Here is an 18237-nt window from a genome sequence, read left to right as displayed (position 1 = left end):
AGCGCGGGTCGGGGTCATTGGGCGCATTGCTGTCGACCCAGAGGACGGTGCGATCTTGCTCGTCACCCGGTGCCGGCCGTGGGCCGAAGGCCAATGCGAAATTCGTGCTGAAGGATCGGCCGCCGAACTCGTTGCGCACGAATTCGGCGCCTTCGGTCTGTGCCCAGTCGAACGCAATCAGGGTCTTGTTGCGCTGGTAGTAGACCTTGCGCGTCTTGCGGTTGAAGTAGAAGTTGGATAACCGCTTGATAAAGAAGATGCGGTACCAGACAAGAATACAAACAAACGCGGGAAACACCATGATTATCGAGTAACCTATCAATAGATCGGCACTGACATTCCCCGTGAAAAATACCAAGTACGTAATGACAAAAACGCCAGCCAAGGTCATGGAGATATACATCTTTCCCATGAATATGGAATCCGCTACCGACGGATTCCGTAGACAGAGGACATCCCGATCAACGCTGACCAACTGATCGCGGATGGCCGGCGCCACACCAGTACGCGTCTGTCGAGAAAATCGCCATGTCATCGCCATCGGTTCAACGCTCCAATTGAAATTGCTCGGTGGCCTGTGCGCTTTCATCCAGGCCCTGATTAGGCATGTAATAGATGCGCAAAGCCATCCGGTAGACCTCCGTAACTTCCTTCTTGAAATGGATGACCAAGCCGCTGCGTGTGTCATAGCAGGTCGGGTTACCGACAACGCAGATGTTGCCTTGCTCCAATATCTCGGACCAATGGCTTTGCCCCATAACATAGCCGCGTAGCAGGACCGCGAATTCCACGGTGGTCGTGGTTTGTGGTACCTGGTTTGTCGCGATCCTGCCCCAATCCGGGTATGACCACTTCAACAGTTTGCGGTGCCAGGTGCTGTCGATGCCTTTGATCCCGATGGCCTCGGCGTCTTTCTTGGTCAGCAGCACAGGGGCGTAATAGGCGGCGTACCAGGCCTTGATTTCTTCGTGGACGCCGGGAAACGGCGGCAGTTTCCCGTTGGCGTCCAGCTTGATGTCATCGCGCTTTTCACCATCGTTCAGGCGCTTGCCAAAGATGCCGCGTGCCGCCCAGAGTTCGATGGGGCTATGGCGGCGCGCATCTGACTGAGAGTGGAGCCAAACCCCGCCGGCAAGAACGCCTGCCCCGATAAGCACAATCGCAGCGGCAGCCCAGCCGGCTACCGGAACCACGGCTGTCGGACCTGCAATGGCCAAGCCACCTTCCAAAATCGCAGCGCCGCCAAGCAAAACCAGCAAGCCACCTCCTGCCGTGTAGGCAGCTGCTATGTCGTCCCCGTTTTCGGATTGCCTTTGAACCTTTGCTACATCAGACGCAAATCCGGCCAACATCGTCGGATACCCCAACAACCGACTGAACAGATTGCCGGTAATAAAACTCATCACGCCGTTACCGAACGCCATACCAGGCGCGTTGGCGGTGTAGCGCAGCACGATGATCTTATAGGTGGAGCGAGCGCTGGCGCCCGTTGCCACCAACGCTCCAGTCACACCCAAGATGGCGGAAGCGAAGCCCGCCGCGTTTTCGAAGGACGGGTCGCTGCAAAGGCTGGCATAAGCGCTCTTGAGAGCGATGACGTTGAAGTAAAGCATGGCGACGTTCAGTGCGCCGCCCCCGGCGGTGGTCGCCAGCGCAGCGATATTAGGGCGTACCCGCTTGATCAATGTCGCTTCGACGGTGACGGTACGGCTGCCACTGACACGTACGCGCTTGATCTCCTCGAAGTCCGCCATGCCGGACTTCACGAACTTGTCCACCTCTTTGCTGAGGGGATCGGTTAGCGACTTCGTGTTGGTGACACCGTAGCGTGCGCTTAGCAGACCCAAGGCCTTCTCTGCATTGGCTTCGGCAGCGGCGGCGAGCACCTGCTGACGCAGGTTGCGGCTGGCGTCCCAGCGGGTCTTGCCCTGCAGGCGCTTGAGCGTCACGGTGGTCACCGCTTCGGCGGTGAGATCGGTGATGCCGGCGGCGGCCGGGAAGCGCCCGGCCAGACCCTCGATGACGCCATCGGCAGCGCCCAGCAGCACGCCCACCGCATCGGCCTTCTGCTTGAACGGGTTGTATGGGGCGAGCGCGAGATAGAGCGGACTGTCGTGCTGGTCCAGCCAGGCGCTCAACCGTTGGAAGCGCGCATCCTCGTCGTCCGTACCCGGCAGGGCCTGGCTCATAGGATGGAGCATCAAGGCCAGGGTCATTTCGAGGCCCCGGGCGGACGACTGCTCATCGCGGTCATAGGTGGCCAATGCAGCAGCCAGACTGGTGGGCTCGTTGCGATGGCGGGATTCGGCGGTAGCCAGCCATTGGTCGTGGTCGGTGCAGGCCTGGAGCGCGGTGCGCAGGTGGTTGCGTAGTTGCGCTTCGCGTTGATCGCGTTGGGCCAGGAACTGGTGGTATTTGGCGGTATCGATACGATCGCCCAGGCGGTTGCCGATGGGTGACACCCCCTTGTCGGTGAGCACCTGGTAACGCAGTTCGGAGGGCGTCGCCCGGCGCTGCTTGCCCCCCACCTGCTTGTGCTGATACTCGTCGCGTAGCTTGACCAAGTCGTCTGGCTTGGGCTTGTTGACGGGGTACATGCTTTGCAGCGTTTGATCCAGCACCGCGGCGACCAAGTTCTTGTGGTGGTAGTCCTTGCTTTGGGCGCTGAGTTTTTCCACGTCCAGGCGGAAGCAGGTGGGCACGCTGGGCACTTGGGGCTGGTCCTTGCCTTGGCCCGCGGCAGCCTGACCCTGCTGCGTCGGCAGAATGTCGCGCAGTTGATGCTGATAGGCGGCAACCGACAGGCCGAGATCCAGGCTGATGCCTTCTGCGTCGTTGAGCGCGACCACCACGGGCACGCGCGGCTGGGTGAAGCGATAGTGCTGACCCTGGGCCAGGAAGGTGCTGACGGGCAAGTCGTCCTTGCTGGCGTGGCTGCTCCAGTTCAGGGCGATGCGCTGGCTCTTGGGCTTGCAGTCTTCAACCCACTTGCTCAGGGCACTGGCGGGCAGCACGTGCGGCTGGCTGGACGGGGCCTTTTCACCGGAGGTCAGCTCGGCCATGTCGAGCCGGCGCATATGGCGCTGGCGCATGGCCGGGTCGGACGTGATCCTGGTGGTCATGGCGTTGGTCCACAGGTGCGGGCTGTAGCCGATCCAGACCTCTTTGGCCTTGTCCTGGCAGGTGTCGGCCCACACCCAACCCATGCTGTTTCCGGTTTTGTAACGATCCTTGCGGTGGTACTGCTCGAGGCTGCCGTACTTGAGTTCCTTGTAGCGCCCTTCACCGTCGTATTCGTGGATGACCAGCTGTTCGCCCTTCGTTCCTTTCATGAACACGTAGACGTAGCCCGGTCGCAGGGCGCGCAGGGTGTAGGCCGAGCGCTTGAGCGGCTTGAAGCCCTTTTCCAATTTGAAGCCAGCGTCGGCATATCGGTAGAACGGTGCCTTGTCGTCGCGCGGCACGATGGCATAGCGAATCGGCAGGATGGGCACGCGCGAACTGCACGAAGGAGCCGAGGACGAGCCACCGGCCGTGGGCTTAGTCATGGGAGGACTCCTTCGTGTTCGCCAAGGCGGCGAGCTGGCGCACCCGCGCCTGCGGAGATTCAGTGAGGTCGTTGAGGATGGCGACAGCTTCCCTGTCTTCGAGCAACCAGGGATGACGAGCCACCAGGTCGACGTAGCGTCTCGCCACGTCGTCGTCGCTGATGTAGAGCTGAGCAGCGACCTGCAACAGTTGGGCGACCCACTGCCGGATGTCATCGAGGGATCGACGCGCGTGCTGCGGCAGTGCCTGGACTTCGTAGCTGCGGCTGAGCAGGAAGTGCTCGCTGGTGTTGGCGTCGAAGCGGGTCCATTCGTGTGGCCGCAAGGTGAACGGCGCGGCGTTGTCGTCACGGCTGGGCGTGGCTGTGCGATCCAGGCGCATCCACGCCTTGACCGGCCCCCAGTGGGTACGCCAAAGCAGGCTGGTCATGGGACCGAGCCATACGTTGCGCTGATCCTCGTCGAGGGCATCGAGCCACGCGGCGAGGTGGTGAGGCTGGATGTCGAGATGCGCCTGGCTCTCGTCCGGCAAGGCAATCTGCACGAGGCTGCTGAGATGGGTGGCGAGCGTGTCCAGGTCAGCGTCGGCGCCGATGACGACGGCACCTCCGACGGGCACCCATTCAGCCAGCGCGTGCTGCATCAGGGCATGCTGCGCGGTGGCGTCCACCAACAGGGGGCCTTGGTCGTAGATATCGTCGAGCGAGCCGTGCTGCCAGAGCCAGGCGCGATGCGGAAACGGGTCCCACGCCTGAACCAGATCCAGTACCCCGGGCGCGTAGGCGGGCTGCCACTCCCCTTCCTGCGGGGGTGGGCGGTAGACCCAGTTCTGCAAGGGCACGGTCATCAGCAGAAGATGGCGGAAGGGGCTGTCGGGTAGCGCGTCTACAGGAAGGTCCAGGCGCTGCCATGTGAGCAGCGGCGACGCCGGTGTATTGATCATTTCGCTCGCCCCCCCAGGCAGGTGCAATCAGCGAGCGGACATGTGCCATCCGGACGGCGACCGCACCGCCGATCGAGCGGCTTGCCGGAGGCCGGTGCACCCGTAATGGCGAAGGGATTGCTCGCTCCCCCGCTCTGCTGGGTCATCGGCCCGTTCGTACGAATCGCCACGCCTTCCAGCGTGATGCCGCCGTTGTCGATGCGCACGGTGCCACCGGGGCCTTTGACTTCCAGTACTCCGGCGGCCCGGATTTCATAGACCTTGGTGCGATGCCGAATGGCTTGACCCGCCTCCAGCTCGGCATGGCCTGCCACGCGCTGTTTCAGATGCCCGCCAATATCGACCGTGTGGTTGGCTGCGGTCTTGTCGCGACGATGGTTGCCGACTTCCTCCGTGCGGTCCTTGCCCGTGTGGATGGTGTGGTTTCGGCCGATGCTCAGGAAGTCGTCCTGCCCGATATCGTGGCGGCGGTCCTGACCGATGGTGACCTGCTCGTCGTGGCCCACGGTTTCTTTGCGGTCGTTGCCGATGGCGATGGTTTCGTCGTGTTCGACCTGCTCGCTGCGGTCGTTGCCGACGAAGGTGGTTTCGTCGTGGTTGACGTGGATGTTCTGATCTTTCTGCGCGTGGACGTAGATTTCCTCTTGATCCTTCTCGTCCTCGAAGCGCAGTTCGTTGTAGCCCTCGCCCTTGTGCGTCTGGCTTTTGATCGTCATCCGCGTCTTGTGCCGCGGCAGTTCGTACGGCGGCAACTGCAAGCGGTTGTACGCCCGCCCGATGATGAGAGGCTGGTCCGGATCGCCATCCAGGTTGACCACGATCACTTCCTGCCCGATACGCGGGATCGCCATGTGGCCCCACGTCGCGCCGGCCCAGTTCTGCGCGACCTGAATCCAGCACGAGCTGTGCTCGTCGTACTTGCCTTCGCGATCCCACGGGAACTGCACCTTCACTCGGCCGTACGCGTCGGTGTAGATCTCTTCGCCTTCCGGACCCACCACGGTCGCCGGCTGCGGGCCGTCGATGCGCGGCCGCGGCAGCGGCTCGGCGCGCCACTCCGCGTCGTCGGGCACCAGCACCGCTTCGTAGCGGTAGTGCGTGCCTTGCTGCGCGTCAGCACCCTCCTCCGCCTGGCTGGTGTATTGCACGCCGTGATGGACGATGCTGACCGGACGCCAGCCGCGGTTCATGTCCTCGCGCGGGTGGCCGGTGAGATCGAAAGCGACTCCCGGTTGCAGGCGCGCATCGTCACCGTTCACGTTGGCCATACGCGCATCGCGACGGTGACCGCGCAGGCGGTCCTGCGTAAAAGCCTTGCCGCTGGATTCGTGCTTGCAGCGGCCCGGATAGTCGTAGCGCGCGTAGCCGCGGCCCTGATGATCGAGGTCTGTGCCCTCGCGCGGGTACTCGTGCAGAAAGCGCGGGCTCTTGAACGTGTAGTCGCGCTGCACCTGGCGCGCGGTACGTACGTTCTCGGTGTAGGCAAACTTGCGCAGGCACGGCGCGGGCTGATCACCACCGGGCGTCGGGTTGTACAGCACCGGTTCTCCCTGCTGCCGACCGTAGATAAACAGGCGATCGCAGTGGATCAGGCGATGCCTATCGGCCTTGTGCTGGAAGGCGTAGAAGAAGCCTTCCTCGCGCAGGATGCGCTCGATGAAGTCGTAGTCGGTGTCGCCCGCCTGCACACAGTATTCGCGCGCCAGATGCTCGTTAGTGACACGCTGCTCATAGTCCAGCGTTTGGTTGTGTGCCTTGAGCACGGCCGTCGCGATCTCGGGCACGCTCAAAGTCTGGAAGATGCGCCAGTCGGAGGACAGCTTCAGACGCGCCAGGCGCGGCTCGACCACCGCGGAATAGCGAGTACGTCGAAATCCCGTATCACGCTGCACGAACGATGAGATGGCGCCATGCACGTAGCGCACCGGCTGCCCACCCTGCCAAATCGTGAGCAGGCCGTTGCGGTCAAGCACCTCGCCAAAGTCGATGGCGGGATTCGTGCTGGCCAATTCCACCTGCAACAGGAAGGTCTCGGACAGGCTCTCGTGCAGGGTGAACTCGACGACCTCGAACGATTCGTTGCCAGCGGTGAAGGTAAAGCGCAGGTCAGACTGGGTGAAGCACAGGTCGGATTGCATGGGCATCGTGAGCTCTCTGCCACAACAAACCTATCGCGTCTTGCGTCGCCCGATAGATGGTGGCGAATGAATGGCAAACGCACAGGCCAGCGCGGAACTTTCGCCGAGTCGGCCGTCGCAGATGGACATCCATGAACTTCCTACCTTGACAGGCTGCACAACTGCCCTGGTCAGCGGCATTGGAAAACAGAAGCGCCCCGGTGACTCGCATCAGTGATGCAACGCAGTCTCTCAGGAGAGTCGATGGTGTATGACAGCGCATGCTGGACGTCCGGCAGCGATAGTTATCTATTGCCACACTCGCGTCTATGGGACAAATTCGAAAACAGTTGCATTCGAAACTAAACCACGGCCAGTCGAATGAAAGGTCACAGACAAAGAACGGTGGCGAGACAAGTATCTGAACGGATTCGGGCAGAAGCGCCGCAAGATCGCCAATTTCTTACCGCGTGGTCAATGCGAATCCGGCATCGGTCTCCGCCGAAAGCCAATGCCGGCACCCAGTGCATGCTGTTCTCGATGCGCCAACACGCTCGCCGGCCTACGCAACTCACGCTGCGCCGGAACGCAGGTTCGACACGTAGTAACGCCGCACGCCGTCGCGAAACAGCCTGCGCCACCACGTATCCGCTAGAATTGCGCCACGCGCGTTCCTGTCCTGTGATCGCGCCCCGATCCATCACCATCCCGACGAACCATCACGCGAACGGCTGCACCGCGCCCCGCCCTTTCGCGCGGACGCCGCTCGCCACGACCGCGCAATACCGGCGCCCTTACCCGACATGCCGGGGCGCCCAACCGAATTCAGCTGGAGAAAAATCCGTGTTTACCTGCCGAAACCAGAGCTGCGGCACGCAGTGGGAACAGTCCGACGTCGTCATCAAGGACGAAGGCCAGGGGCTGCTGTTCCGCTGCCCGCTGTGCGGCGCCCGCAACTACCTCGAGCGCTTCGAGGACGATGAAGGCAACGTCGCCTACGAACAGATGGAAGGCAAGCCTTACCTCGGAGACCTCGAATGACCCAGCCGACCGCCACGCCCTTCAGCGCGCTGCCGCTGACGCCGGCCACGCTCGCCAACCTCGCCCAGCTCGGTTATGTCGACATGACGCCGATCCAGGCCGCGAGCCTGCCGATCGCGCTGGCCGGCCAGGACCTGATCGCGCAGGCGAAGACGGGCAGCGGCAAGACCGCCGCGTTCTCGCTCGCGCTGCTGGCCCGCCTCGACGCGCGCCGCTTCGACGTGCAGGCGATGATCCTGTGCCCGACGCGCGAACTCGCCGACCAGGTCGCGCAGGAAGTGCGCCGCCTCGCACGCGCCGAGGAAAACGTGAAGGTGCTGACGCTCTGCGGCGGCACGCCGATGCGCCCGCAGGCGCAGAGCCTCGAGCACGGTGCGCACATCGTCGTCGGCACGCCGGGCCGCATCATGGATCACCTCGATCGCGGCAACCTGAAGCTCGACGCGCTGAACACGCTGGTGCTCGACGAAGCCGACCGGATGCTCGACATGGGCTTCTTCGACGACATCGCAAAGGTCGCACGGATGTGCCCGACCACGCGCCAGACGCTGCTGTTCTCCGCGACCTATCCGGACGGCATCGTCAAGCTGAGCCAGCAGTTCCTGCGCAATCCGAAGGAAGTGAAGCTCGAGGAGCGTCACGACAACAGCAAGATCCGCCAGCGTTTCTATGAAGTGACGGAGAACGAGCGTCTGCATGCGGTCGGCCAGTTGCTGAACCATTACCGGCCGGTGAGCACGATCGCGTTCTGCAACACGAAGCAGCAGTGCCGCGACCTGCTCGACGTGCTGCACGCGCAGGGCTTCCACGCGCTCGCGCTGCACGGCGAGCTCGACCAGCGCGAACGCGACCAGGTGCTGATCCAGTTCGCGAACCGCAGCTGCTCGGTGCTGGTGGCAACCGACGTCGCCGCGCGCGGGCTCGACATCGCGCAGCTCGAAGCCGTGATCAACGTCGACGTGACGCCCGATCCCGAAGTGCACGTGCACCGCATCGGCCGGACGGGCCGCGCGGATCAGGACGGTTGGGCGCTGAGCCTCGCGAGCATGGACGAGATGGGCCGCGTCGGTGCGATCGAGCAGGCGCAGAAGCGTGACGTCGAATGGCATCCGCTCGCGGAACTGAAGCCGGCCGACGACGGCGTGCTGACGCCGCCGATGGAAACGCTGCAGATCCTCGGCGGACGCAAGGACAAGATCCGCCCGGGCGACGTGCTCGGCGCGCTGACCGGCGACGCCGGGTTCGACGGCAAGCAGATCGGCAAGATCAACGTGACCGAGTTCTCAACCTATGTCGCGATCGAGCGCGGCGTCGCGCGCGACGCGCTGCGCAAGCTCAATGCGGGGAAGATCAAGGGCAAGCGGGTCAAGGTCCGGTTGATGGACGAGGAGTAATGCCTGCGCGCGCCGTGCGACTTGCGCGGCGCGCGCCCGGCATCGTCGGATACTGACGCCTCCCGTTGCGCGTCGATCCGGCTGAGCGCGGCGCAGCGGTGCTCACAACGCTCATGCTGCTCATGCCGCTCACATCGTTCACGCCAGCGCGGGATACCCGTGCGCGGCGGCCTCCTGCGCGAATCGCTCGATCGTGTCGTAGTCGTTCGGCGACAGCCGCTCGAATCCCTTCAGCCGCAGCACGCGCGCGCGTTCCACATCGGCCGCGACCGCGACGTCGAGCGCATCCTGCAATGCGGCGACCCGTGTGTCTTCCAGCGCCCGCGATGCGACGAACGGCAATCCCGGCGCGGCGGCAGTCATGCCGATGACCCGGATGTCCTTGAGCAACCCGGGCAGCGCGTCGCCCACATACGCGAACGTCACGCAGTCGATCGCCGCGCAATCCGCTTCTTCCGCAGCCAGCGCACGCATTACGTTCAGGTGCGAGCCGAGCGCGGTAACCGAGCCGAAGAAGCGTCCGTCGAGCGCATGCGGCGCAACCGCATGCCGGAGCGCGTTCATCCCGCTGTGAGAGTCGTTGCCGTTGAACGCGGCCCGCAGCCCCCGGCAGGCGGCGAGCGTCGTCGCGCCGCCCGCATGGGCGCGTGCCGACACGACCAGCATGCTGCGGTATCGCGGGCCATCGCAGCCGTCCGCATCGAAACGCGGTGTCGCGATCAATCGCACGTCGTCGCGCAAGCCCAGCATCCGGTACGGAAAGCCGCAAGTCTGCGACAGCAGCAGATCACCGCGCCGCCACAGCGCGTGCAGGTCGCCGAACGGTTCGTCGGGCAGCGCGACGTCGGTAGGGCCGCCTGCGTTCGCGAACGCGGCGAGCGCGTCGCGCAGCAGCGCGCGCCACAGCACGGCATGGCGCGGCGTCACGTTGTACATCGGCAGGGCGGCGATCCATTGGCTCATGCGGGCATTCTACGCAGCGACGGCGGCACAGTGGAACCCGGTTCATCGCGCCGGAACGGGGCACGACCGTCAGGCCGCGCGCCCGAAGCTTATCGGCCGCGCGGCGATAAGCAAATGCGAATCGATTGGTTGGCCGTGCCGGGCGATCCCGGTACCGTCGTGATGCCTGCCCGAGCATCGCGATCGCCGCAATGCCGGACAGGCCGACCCTGATCCGCGAGACACCTGCGCACCGGGCCGAGCGCACCGGTTCAACCGCTCGTTCCCCGCACTGCCCGTTCAATCCTGCCTCAACGCCATGGCCGAATACTTCGACGTCGACCACGCACGTGCGATCGCCGCGCTCCACGCCCGCTTCACCGCCCGCACCGAATGGCCGACGTGGCTGCTGGTCGCCGCGATTTACGGCGGCTGGCTCGCCGTGCTGGTGCTCGTGCGCGAACGGTATCTGTCGCTCGCGGCCGCGACGCCGCCGCTGATCCTGCTCGGCGCATGGCACATGTCGCTGCAGCACGAACTGCTGCACGGCCATCCGACGCGTTCCGCGTTCGTGAACAAGCTGCTCGGCTATCCGCCGCTGACGGTCTGGTATCCGTACACGCTGTATCGCGACACGCACCTCGAGCATCATCGCGACGAAGACCTGACCGTGCCGGGCGTCGATCCCGAAACGAATTACGTGACGCGCGAACGCTGGGCGCGGCTGCCGCGCTGGCGTCGCGCGCTGACGGTCGCGCGCAAGACTTTCATCGGACGAATCGTCGTGGGGCCGCCGCTCGCCATCGCCGCGACGGCCGCCGATGCGGTCGCCAGGTTCCGGCGCGGCGACTTCCGCCATCTGCCGATGTGGATCATGCACGTAGCCTGCGTGGTCGTGCTGCTCGCATGGCTGCAACGCGAGATCGGCGTGCCGTGGTGGTACTACCTGCTGGCCGTCACGTGGCCCGCACTGTCGCTCGCGATGATCCGCTCGCTGTACGAGCACCGCGCCGCGCGGCACCCGAAGGCACGCATCACGATCAACGAAGCCGGCTTCGCGATGCGGCTGCTGTACCTGAACAACAACTACCACCTCGTTCATCACGACCTGCCGAAGCTGCCGTGGTACGACCTGCCCCGCGCGTACCGGATGCGGCGCGGCGCGTATGCGAAGAAATGCGGCGGCTTCGTGATCCGCGGCGGGTATCGCGCGTTGCTCGCGCGCCATGCGTGGACGCCGACCGATACGCCCGTGCATCCGTTCGACGAAGGCACGGCGTCGCTGTCGACGGGGAGCGGGGTGAAGGTGGCCGTGGTCGACGAGGTGCTGCAGATCAGTACGTGACGTGCGGCGGAGCCGCACTTCTTCGTGAAGCAGCCGGATTCAGCGACGCGGGCGTCAGGCCGTACGGCCGGCGATTCGTCCGCCGCGCCGCATTTTCCTTACGAAATGCCGACGATGCTGCTCGCGCCCGCGCATTGCCAATTGCGCCGCCAATGCCCAGAATAACGGCTCATCCGGGGCTTCCAACAATCATTCGCCCCGGCTCTGCCTCGCGGCCGCGCGCCGCATTCCCCGACGACGATGCAACCGAACTCCCCGCCCGGCGCAATCCGCGCGATCGGCAACGACTGGTCCATTTCCGCGATCACCGCGGGCTTTCTCGCGGTCCTGATTTCCTACGCGGGCCCGCTCGCGATTTTCTTCCAGGCGTCGCAGGCCGCGCACGTGTCCAATGAAATGGTGTCGTCATGGGTCTGGGCGATCTCGATCGGCGCGGGCATCTCGGGCCTGTTCGCGAGCTGGAAGCTGAAGGTGCCGGTCGTCACCGCATGGTCGGCACCCGGCACCGCGCTGCTCGTCGGCCTGTTTCCGCAACTGACGCTCAGCCAGGCCGTCGGCGCCTACATCACGGCCGCGCTGATCATCCTGCTGATCGGCGTGACCGGCTATTTCGACCGGCTCGTGCGTCACATTCCGCGCGGCATCGCATGCGGGATGATGGCCGGCATCCTGCTGCCGTTCGGCACGCACGCGTTTGCCGCAGCATCGGAGCAGCCCGCGCTCGCGTTCGGGATGATCGCGGCCTACGTGATCTTCAAGCGCCTGCTGCCGCGCTACAGCATCGTGCTCGTGCTGCTGACGGGCGCCGCACTCGCGACGGCGCTCGGGATGACGCATCTCGGCAACGTGTCGCCGAGCATCGCGCGCCCGATCTTCATCGCGCCCGAATGGACGCTCGGCACGACGCTCAGCCTCGCGCTGCCTCTCGTCGTGGTGAGCCTCACCGGCCAGTTCCTGCCGGGCATGACGATCCTGCGCGTGTCCGGCTATCACACGCCCGCGCGCCCGATCATCACGGCGACCAGCGTGATGTCGCTCGTGGTCGCGTGCTTCGGCGGGATCACGATCGTCGTCGCGGCGATCACCGCGGCGCTGTGCACCGGCAAGGACGCGCACGAGGATGCGGGCCGGCGCTACGTCGCCGGGCTCGCGAACGGCGCGTTCTACCTGGTCGGCGGGCTCTTCGCGGGCACGATCGTCACGGTGTTCTTCGCGCTGCCGAAGGCGTTCGTCGCGATCCTCGCGGGGCTTGCGTTGATCGGCGCGATCGGCGCGAACGTGCACGGAATCTTCGAGGACGAGAATCACCGCGAAGCGTCGGTGATCACGTTCCTTGCGACGGCGTCAGGCATGACGTGGCTCGGGCTCGGGTCCGCGTTCTGGGGGATCGTGATCGGATCGCTTTCGTATGCGGTACTGAACAAGGTGCTGCGACAAGCGTGATGCGCCGCGCGCGCAGCGCTCGCCGCCGCATCGCTCAGCGCGCGTGCTGGCGCAATAGCTGCACGAGTGCATCGGCCGGCGCCGTCGCCCCGTAAAGTCGCTCCGACACGCCCTCCTCGACGTCGATTTGTCCGGCGTTGTGCACGTCGTAGAGATCGACGATCAACTGCGCATGGCGTTCGCTGAGGCCCGCGCGCAACAACGTCGCGGCCCAGGTGTCGCGCGGCAGTTCATGCGCGACGATGGCACGGCCGGCCGCCGCGCCGAGCGTATCCGCAATCGTCGTCACACTCACCCGCTGCGGCCCTTCGACGCTGACGATGCGCGGCCCGTTGCCGCCCTCGGGCGCATCGAGCAGCAACCGCGCCGCGACGACGCCCACATCGGGCGCCCAGACCGTCGGGAACACCTTGCCGACAGGATGGTGGAAGCTCGGCAGCACGCCGGTGCCGAGCGCGACCGGCAGCACGCGCGCCCAGTTCTGCAGATGCTCGGCCGAACGTAGCAGCGTCAATTGCGTCGGGATCGTTCTCAGCCGTTCCTCGAGGTAATGGAACAGACGCGTGATGCCCGTGTTGCCTTCGCGCTCCGCGCCGTAATCCGACAGGGCGAGCAGCGCGGGCGGCGGGTTTGCGGCGAGTGCGGCGGTGGCGACATCGATCGTCCGCGTCATCGTCGCGGCCGGATCGGGGTCGGCGACGGGCACCGGGGACAGTATCTGTACGGCCTGTGCGCCGTCGATTGCCGCGGCTATCGCGTTTGCGTCCGTCAGCTCGGCGATCACGACATCGCAGCCAAGCCGCGCGAAGCGTTCACGATGGCGTGCGTCGCGCAACACCGCGCGCACGGGATGGCCGGCGTTGCGCAAGGTCGTCACGGTCGACTGGCCGACGTTGCCTGATGCTCCGAAGATCACGAACACGATCCGCTCCTGGGGGGATGAAGGTGGGGTGATTGTCGGGTTGCGCGGTCAGTGTGTCGGACACAGACAGATGAATCGGACAGAAATGGATGAACGATTCAACATCTGACGATTTTTTCTGATTTCAGAAGCGTTCAGCTCCTACCGGACGAAAGCGTCCCCCAACCGGAAGTACCTGTCACCCACGTTCGACGGGATGCCGATGAGCGACATTGGCGTTACCAATTTTCGGACTCGTCTCATAGACGCTTAGTGATTCAAAAGACCACTATTCGACTGTGGAAAGCCGATGCTGTTGAGCACCGGCAAACCCAAACCGGTGAGCGATGGCGGCCATCGAAAATTCGAAATGACTTACGACGCCGAGAAGCGCACTTTGACCGCCGCCGTGTGTATTGAAGTCGAGCTTCTGGATCTTCATCACATCAACCAGTTCACCGGACATCCGTCGGCTTGGGACGTTCGAAAGACGAAGCCCGCGTCACGTGGGTATGGATGCGGCCACTTGATGTGGCGGTGCGCTAGGTAGCATCGCCGCCCTTTCAGGCAAGGCATCCCGCAAGGCCATGGGCCAGGGAGTTGCGAACATGAAGATTCTCGGATGGATACGTCAAGGCGACCAGGCCGCCTGCGGCGCCCCCGTATCCGCAGGCGACGCGGCTTATGAAAGCCACGGCAGGTCGCTGGCATATCGCGGTGCTTCGATGGCGTGTCCCAAACGATGCGTCATTGCCGAAGGGCACCCTGATTTTGTGCTGCCTAACGGTTGCACGGTGCCGCATCATGGGCAGCGTACCAGTGGTGGGTGTCCACTACAGTCCTCTCTCAACGACGTGCACGGCCTGCGTAATGCGAGTGGTAAGCCAGTCGCGACAACGTTCTATCTGTCCAGTAGCAGCACATGGCTGCCCCGGTTCGGCCCCGAGCGGCTGACCAACAGTAGCCCCGACGAGCAGGTGCGCGCCATCGACCCCAAAACGGGCCGCCCTATCCCTCATCTGGCCTACTACATCGAGGCACCGGATGGTTCGGTCTACATGGGGCACACAGATGCTCAAGGGCTATGCAAGCGCATTGCGACCCATCATCTGGAAACGTTGATCGTATGGTTCGGCGAGGAGGCAACCCGGAAGCAGGAGGACAGCCGATGACCGGGAAGGCGCAAACCAATCGTCAGCAAGGCTCCGTGGCGCAACTGCCCTATCGGCGCAAAATCCGCCTTGTATTGTGGGGTGGCGCGGCCACAACGGGAGATAACTCGGCCTTTCAGTTCGCGGCACTCAACGTCATCAAGGATTACAAAGCACGCGATAAAGGTAACTACGAGATCATCCAGAAGAACATCGCCGTCGCGAAGGACATCGTGTTTCATATCAACGCCCAAGAGGACGACAGCATCGCCTCGCTAGACATTTTCACGCACGGCGGACCGCAGGCCCTGTACTTGACAACGGCCAGCCCCGACACCAGCCCGACGCTACGCTACGTACTTCATAACTCCAGCCTTTATCGCTCGGTGGGGCGGATGGTTTTCAACGCCGCCGGATGGACGACCGGATCGGCACTCATCCGCGAAATCTCATTTTCAACGTTTATCACCAACGCCAAGATCGAACTGCATGGCTGCAAGACGGCGGATGCCGCCTCCGACGGTGACAATATCGCCGCCGATTTTTCGCAACGCCTTTTTGCCGCCGGAAAATCGACGTCCACCGTGATCGGCCACGCCGACAAGGCCACCCCCAACATCAAGGGAGGCGGCGAGAAACGTAACGAGCAGGACTATAGACATGGGCTGCGCCTGATCTATCGGAACGGCCAGGTGTTGAAGACAACCCGGCAGAAGGGCCAGCTTTCCGAGCGTGAGTTGGAAGCCTTGTCCAGTGAGGAAGGTTAGTGCGATGGTTCGAGGAATCCTGCGCTCACTCGCGGTAGCGTCGCTGGCCGTAGCTGTTGCCCTGGTCTTCTATGGCTTGCTCGACCTATCCCACACGACTAACGGCGACGAATACGTCGACACCCGGCGAATGCTGTTTGATAACGGCGTCTACCCCTTCTTGTGGGGCGTCTCGTTCCTGGTGATCGGCCAACTCACACGATGGTGGGGTTATTGCCCCGTGGTACGGATAAGCTCGCTGGCCGCGCTTGCGTGGTTGGTGACGTTGCGCTTGACCACCCCCGCCCTCGTTCCGGATAGCGGCGTCTTTCCTTCGCTACGGCTATTGGACGAATTGCTCGTCCTGAGCGCAGGATGGCTGCTGCTTACCATGGCGGACGGCTACATCCAACGCGCAATCGCTGCGATAGGCCACCTATTTTGGCACCGCTCCTGACATGACACCAAGCGAAATGGATGAGGTGATTTGTCAGCCTGAAGTCAGAGCGACCACAGCGGCACGCGCGCAATCTAATCTCCATCGTCCGAGATTCACGAAACGCTTGTTCGCCACCGCGGTCCAGACGGAAACAGCGTAGGCACCCTCATCGTCAAAGGTCAACCTCGGAGAACAAGATAGTGCGTAGCCGCCCCCTTTTCACCGCTTGCTTTCTCGTTGCGTTCATCGGGTTCTCCGGTTGTTCATTCGCATCATCTGATTTAAACAGCAGCCCCGCAACCGAGTGGACCATGTTCAGAAGAACAGTCGAAGGATATCGAGAAAATATAAACAAAAAGGAGAGCATTAAAAATGCCAGGGAAGCCGAGGAGAGAGGTCGAAAGGCATTCCTAAATGGAGATCTTCAAAAGGCTTACCTCCATGGCTACGGTGACGCAATAGCATGGCTCCCGAGGCCCGAGTATTTTTTTATAGTCGGAGATATCAATCTTCGCCACAAATTATCACTTCACAGCGACTCCCCTTACGCAACATCAGAATACAAGAAATGTTGGGATAAGTATCTATTCGCCGTCGATGTACAGAGAACTATCAATTACGATTTTCAAAGAGGATTCGGGCTGACAGAGGAATTGAATTTATCGACCACCAGGAACTCAAAAATCTACAAGCAAGCCATCGCCAACGCATCCTGCTTCGCACGATTGACAAGCAAATATTCTGAAGGAGTAGGTCCACAGTGCGTGCCAGTCAATGAAGTAAAAGCATGCCTTGGGAGTCCGCTCTTGTTTCTATATCACTAGGCCATAAAACCGCCATCGCCGCTGTTTAGGTTGGGGGTGGCATCCACTCGCGCTACCTTTCACCAACCCCATTACTGCCCCAGACACATCGCCGTAATCGATGTACGTTCATGCCCGGATTCCCGGCCGATTGCCTGCAATCACGGTGGCCGTGTCGAAACAGGTACCGAAACCGACATGGTCACCGGACTTGTAGCCGTGCGTCAGCCCTTCCCCTCGCCGTCATACGCCAGCCTCAACCCACCCCGCTCACCCGATCGCGCAATCTCCGTCGGTGTCGCCCCCACCACGCGATTCATCCAGTTCGCCATGTGACTCTGGTGCGCAAACCCGGCTTCGAGCGCGATCTGGCTGATACTCAGCCGGCCTTCGAGCAGCAACGCCTTCGCCCGCTCGACGCGGCGCCGCACGACGTACTGGTGCACGGGCATCCCGAGCGTTTCGCGGAACAGCACCTTGAAATGCGGGACGCTGATCGACACGAGCGCCGCGAGTTCGGCAAGCGTCATGCGCCGCTCGAGATTCGCTTCGACATAGTCGATCACGCGCGCGGCCGCCTTCGGCGCGAGCGTGCGGCGGCGCTCGCGAAACGCCGGCTGGCCGTCGACCAGCCGCGCGACGAGCGCCGTGCACAGGCTTTCCGCATAGAGCGGATCCGACGCGTCCTCCGCTTCGAGTTCGGCCGCCATCGCCCACGCGATGTGCTGAAGGCGCGGGTCGCGCACCTGCAGCCGGCGGCGGATCTGCCCCTGCGACGGCTTCAGTTCGAGCTGCTCGACGGTGCGCCGCACGAACGTGTCGCTGAGCATGATGTGCAGGATCCGGCAGTCGGCGCTGTCGGTCCACTGGCCGGGCAAGCCGGCCGGAATCACGTCGACGTCGCCATGCGCCTGGATACGCGATACGCGCTCGCCGTCGCACACGCAATCCGCGCGAACGGGCCCGCCGATATGCACGCCGATCCGGTGATGCTCGGCCGCCGGAATCCGGTAGGTGCCCGCGCGGATTTCCAGCAGCGACGCACCGAAGCCCTGCCAGCCGAGCCCGCGGCTGGAGCGCAGGCTGACCGGGACGCCGTTGTCCGTCGGCGCCGCGAGAATCGCATCGCTCATGGCCTTCCTCTGGTTGATGGGGATGTCGAACGCGCATTGTGACGCGTTTTTGGCCCGCCTGCCGGGCCTGCCGGCGGCTCACGCGGGCCGAGCAGAAAAAGATCATCCGTTTCTGCTCGGGGCCATCCTTGCGTGTGCGCCGGCGGGCGCCGTGCCGCTTACGATGGCCCCATCCGACACCTACGGAGACCGTCATGCCTCACTGCCTTGCGCAACGCACCGCGCTCACTGCCCCGTCGCCCGCCGCCACCCGCCCCTCGTCCCCTCTCTTTTATACCCCTCTCGCGCCCC

The 18237-nt window shown here is 63.5% G+C and carries 16 protein-coding genes; 8 read left to right on the top strand and 8 right to left on the bottom strand.

All coding sequences use genetic code 11. The features are described from left to right. From DPV79_RS43560 to DPV79_RS40420, 4 genes are all read right to left on the bottom strand, one after another. Window positions 1-541, bottom strand: a 541-nt coding sequence (locus DPV79_RS43560; RefSeq protein WP_341867653.1) for a hypothetical protein, incomplete at its 3' end; no start/stop codon positions are given. A 4-nt stretch (window positions 542-545) separates the two neighbouring features. Next, window positions 546-3548, bottom strand: a complete 3003-nt coding sequence (locus tag DPV79_RS40430; RefSeq protein WP_113048051.1) for a T6SS effector BTH_I2691 family protein — start codon at window positions 3546-3548, stop codon at window positions 546-548. After that, window positions 3541-4491: a DUF4123 domain-containing protein gene (locus DPV79_RS40425; RefSeq protein ID WP_059486400.1), complete on the bottom strand. Its 951-nt coding sequence runs from the start codon at window positions 4489-4491 to the stop codon at window positions 3541-3543. Before DPV79_RS40425 ends, DPV79_RS40430 begins: the two co-directional genes overlap by 8 nt. Then, on the bottom strand, window positions 4488-6629 hold the full coding sequence (locus DPV79_RS40420) for a type VI secretion system Vgr family protein (RefSeq protein WP_244321896.1): 2142 nt from the start codon (window positions 6627-6629) through the stop codon (window positions 4488-4490). Before DPV79_RS40420 ends, DPV79_RS40425 begins: the two co-directional genes overlap by 4 nt. Window positions 6630-7451: 822 nt before the next feature. Here DPV79_RS40420 and DPV79_RS40415 point away from each other — a divergent pair. Both DPV79_RS40415 and dbpA read left to right on the top strand, forming a co-directional pair. Next, a complete protein-coding gene (locus tag DPV79_RS40415; RefSeq protein ID WP_021157994.1) occupies window positions 7452-7649 on the top strand; it encodes a hypothetical protein in 198 nt (65 codons plus the stop codon). After that, window positions 7646-9043, top strand: a complete 1398-nt coding sequence (gene dbpA, locus DPV79_RS40410) for an ATP-dependent RNA helicase DbpA (RefSeq protein ID WP_048021368.1) — start codon at window positions 7646-7648, stop codon at window positions 9041-9043. The genes DPV79_RS40415 and dbpA overlap by 4 nt, the downstream gene beginning before the upstream one ends. 138 nt (window positions 9044-9181) lie before the next feature. On the opposite strand, the gene DPV79_RS40405 is transcribed toward dbpA, so the two are convergent. After that, entirely contained in the window at window positions 9182-10006 is an 825-nt protein-coding gene (locus DPV79_RS40405; protein WP_113048049.1) for a phosphate/phosphite/phosphonate ABC transporter substrate-binding protein, read from the bottom strand. A gap of 298 nt (window positions 10007-10304) precedes the next feature. Between DPV79_RS40405 and DPV79_RS40395 the strand changes: the two genes are divergently transcribed. Further along, window positions 10305-11330 carry a fatty acid desaturase gene (locus DPV79_RS40395; RefSeq protein ID WP_113048048.1) on the top strand — a complete coding sequence of 342 codons (1026 nt, stop codon included), beginning with the start codon at window positions 10305-10307 and terminating at the stop codon, window positions 11328-11330. A 240-nt stretch (window positions 11331-11570) separates the two neighbouring features. Further along, entirely contained in the window at window positions 11571-12773 is a 1203-nt protein-coding gene (locus DPV79_RS40390; RefSeq protein ID WP_113048047.1) for a benzoate/H(+) symporter BenE family transporter, read from the top strand. Window positions 12774-12807: 34 nt separating this feature from the next. Here the strand turns inward: DPV79_RS40390 and DPV79_RS40385 are convergent, their stop codons facing one another. Next, window positions 12808-13695, bottom strand: coding sequence for an NmrA family NAD(P)-binding protein (locus DPV79_RS40385; protein ID WP_113048046.1), 888 nt, complete (start codon window positions 13693-13695; stop codon window positions 12808-12810). A gap of 268 nt (window positions 13696-13963) precedes the next feature. Continuing rightward, a complete protein-coding gene (locus DPV79_RS42960; RefSeq protein ID WP_165843637.1) occupies window positions 13964-14140 on the bottom strand; it encodes a hypothetical protein in 177 nt (58 codons plus the stop codon). Between the two features lie 142 nt (window positions 14141-14282). Between DPV79_RS42960 and DPV79_RS40380 the strand changes: the two genes are divergently transcribed. The 4 genes from DPV79_RS40380 (at window position 14283) to DPV79_RS42405 (ending at window position 16834) form a co-directional block, all read left to right on the top strand. Then, a complete protein-coding gene (locus tag DPV79_RS40380) occupies window positions 14283-14846 on the top strand; it encodes a PAAR domain-containing protein (protein ID WP_113048053.1) in 564 nt (187 codons plus the stop codon). Next, window positions 14843-15592 (top strand): hypothetical protein, encoded by a 750-nt coding sequence (locus DPV79_RS40375; RefSeq protein WP_244321895.1) that lies wholly within the window; start codon window positions 14843-14845, stop codon window positions 15590-15592. Before DPV79_RS40380 ends, DPV79_RS40375 begins: the two co-directional genes overlap by 4 nt. A gap of 4 nt (window positions 15593-15596) precedes the next feature. Beyond that, the gene (locus DPV79_RS40370) at window positions 15597-16028 is read left to right on the top strand and encodes a hypothetical protein (protein ID WP_059676332.1); all 432 of its coding nucleotides are present in this window, start codon (window positions 15597-15599) and stop codon (window positions 16026-16028) included. A 293-nt stretch (window positions 16029-16321) separates the two neighbouring features. Further along, window positions 16322-16834 carry a hypothetical protein gene (locus tag DPV79_RS42405; protein WP_133295788.1) on the top strand — a complete coding sequence of 171 codons (513 nt, stop codon included), beginning with the start codon at window positions 16322-16324 and terminating at the stop codon, window positions 16832-16834. Window positions 16835-17037: 203 nt separating this feature from the next. Here the strand turns inward: DPV79_RS42405 and DPV79_RS40365 are convergent, their stop codons facing one another. Continuing rightward, window positions 17038-17946, bottom strand: coding sequence for an AraC family transcriptional regulator (locus tag DPV79_RS40365; protein WP_059586520.1), 909 nt, complete (start codon window positions 17944-17946; stop codon window positions 17038-17040). Window positions 17947-18237: the final 291 nt, after the last annotated feature.

Source organism: Burkholderia reimsis, from assembly GCF_003294055.1.
Lineage (GTDB): Bacteria > Pseudomonadota > Gammaproteobacteria > Burkholderiales > Burkholderiaceae > Burkholderia > Burkholderia cepacia.
The sequence above is the reverse complement of the archived record's forward strand: the minus strand, read 5'-3'. Positions and strand labels throughout refer to the sequence as shown.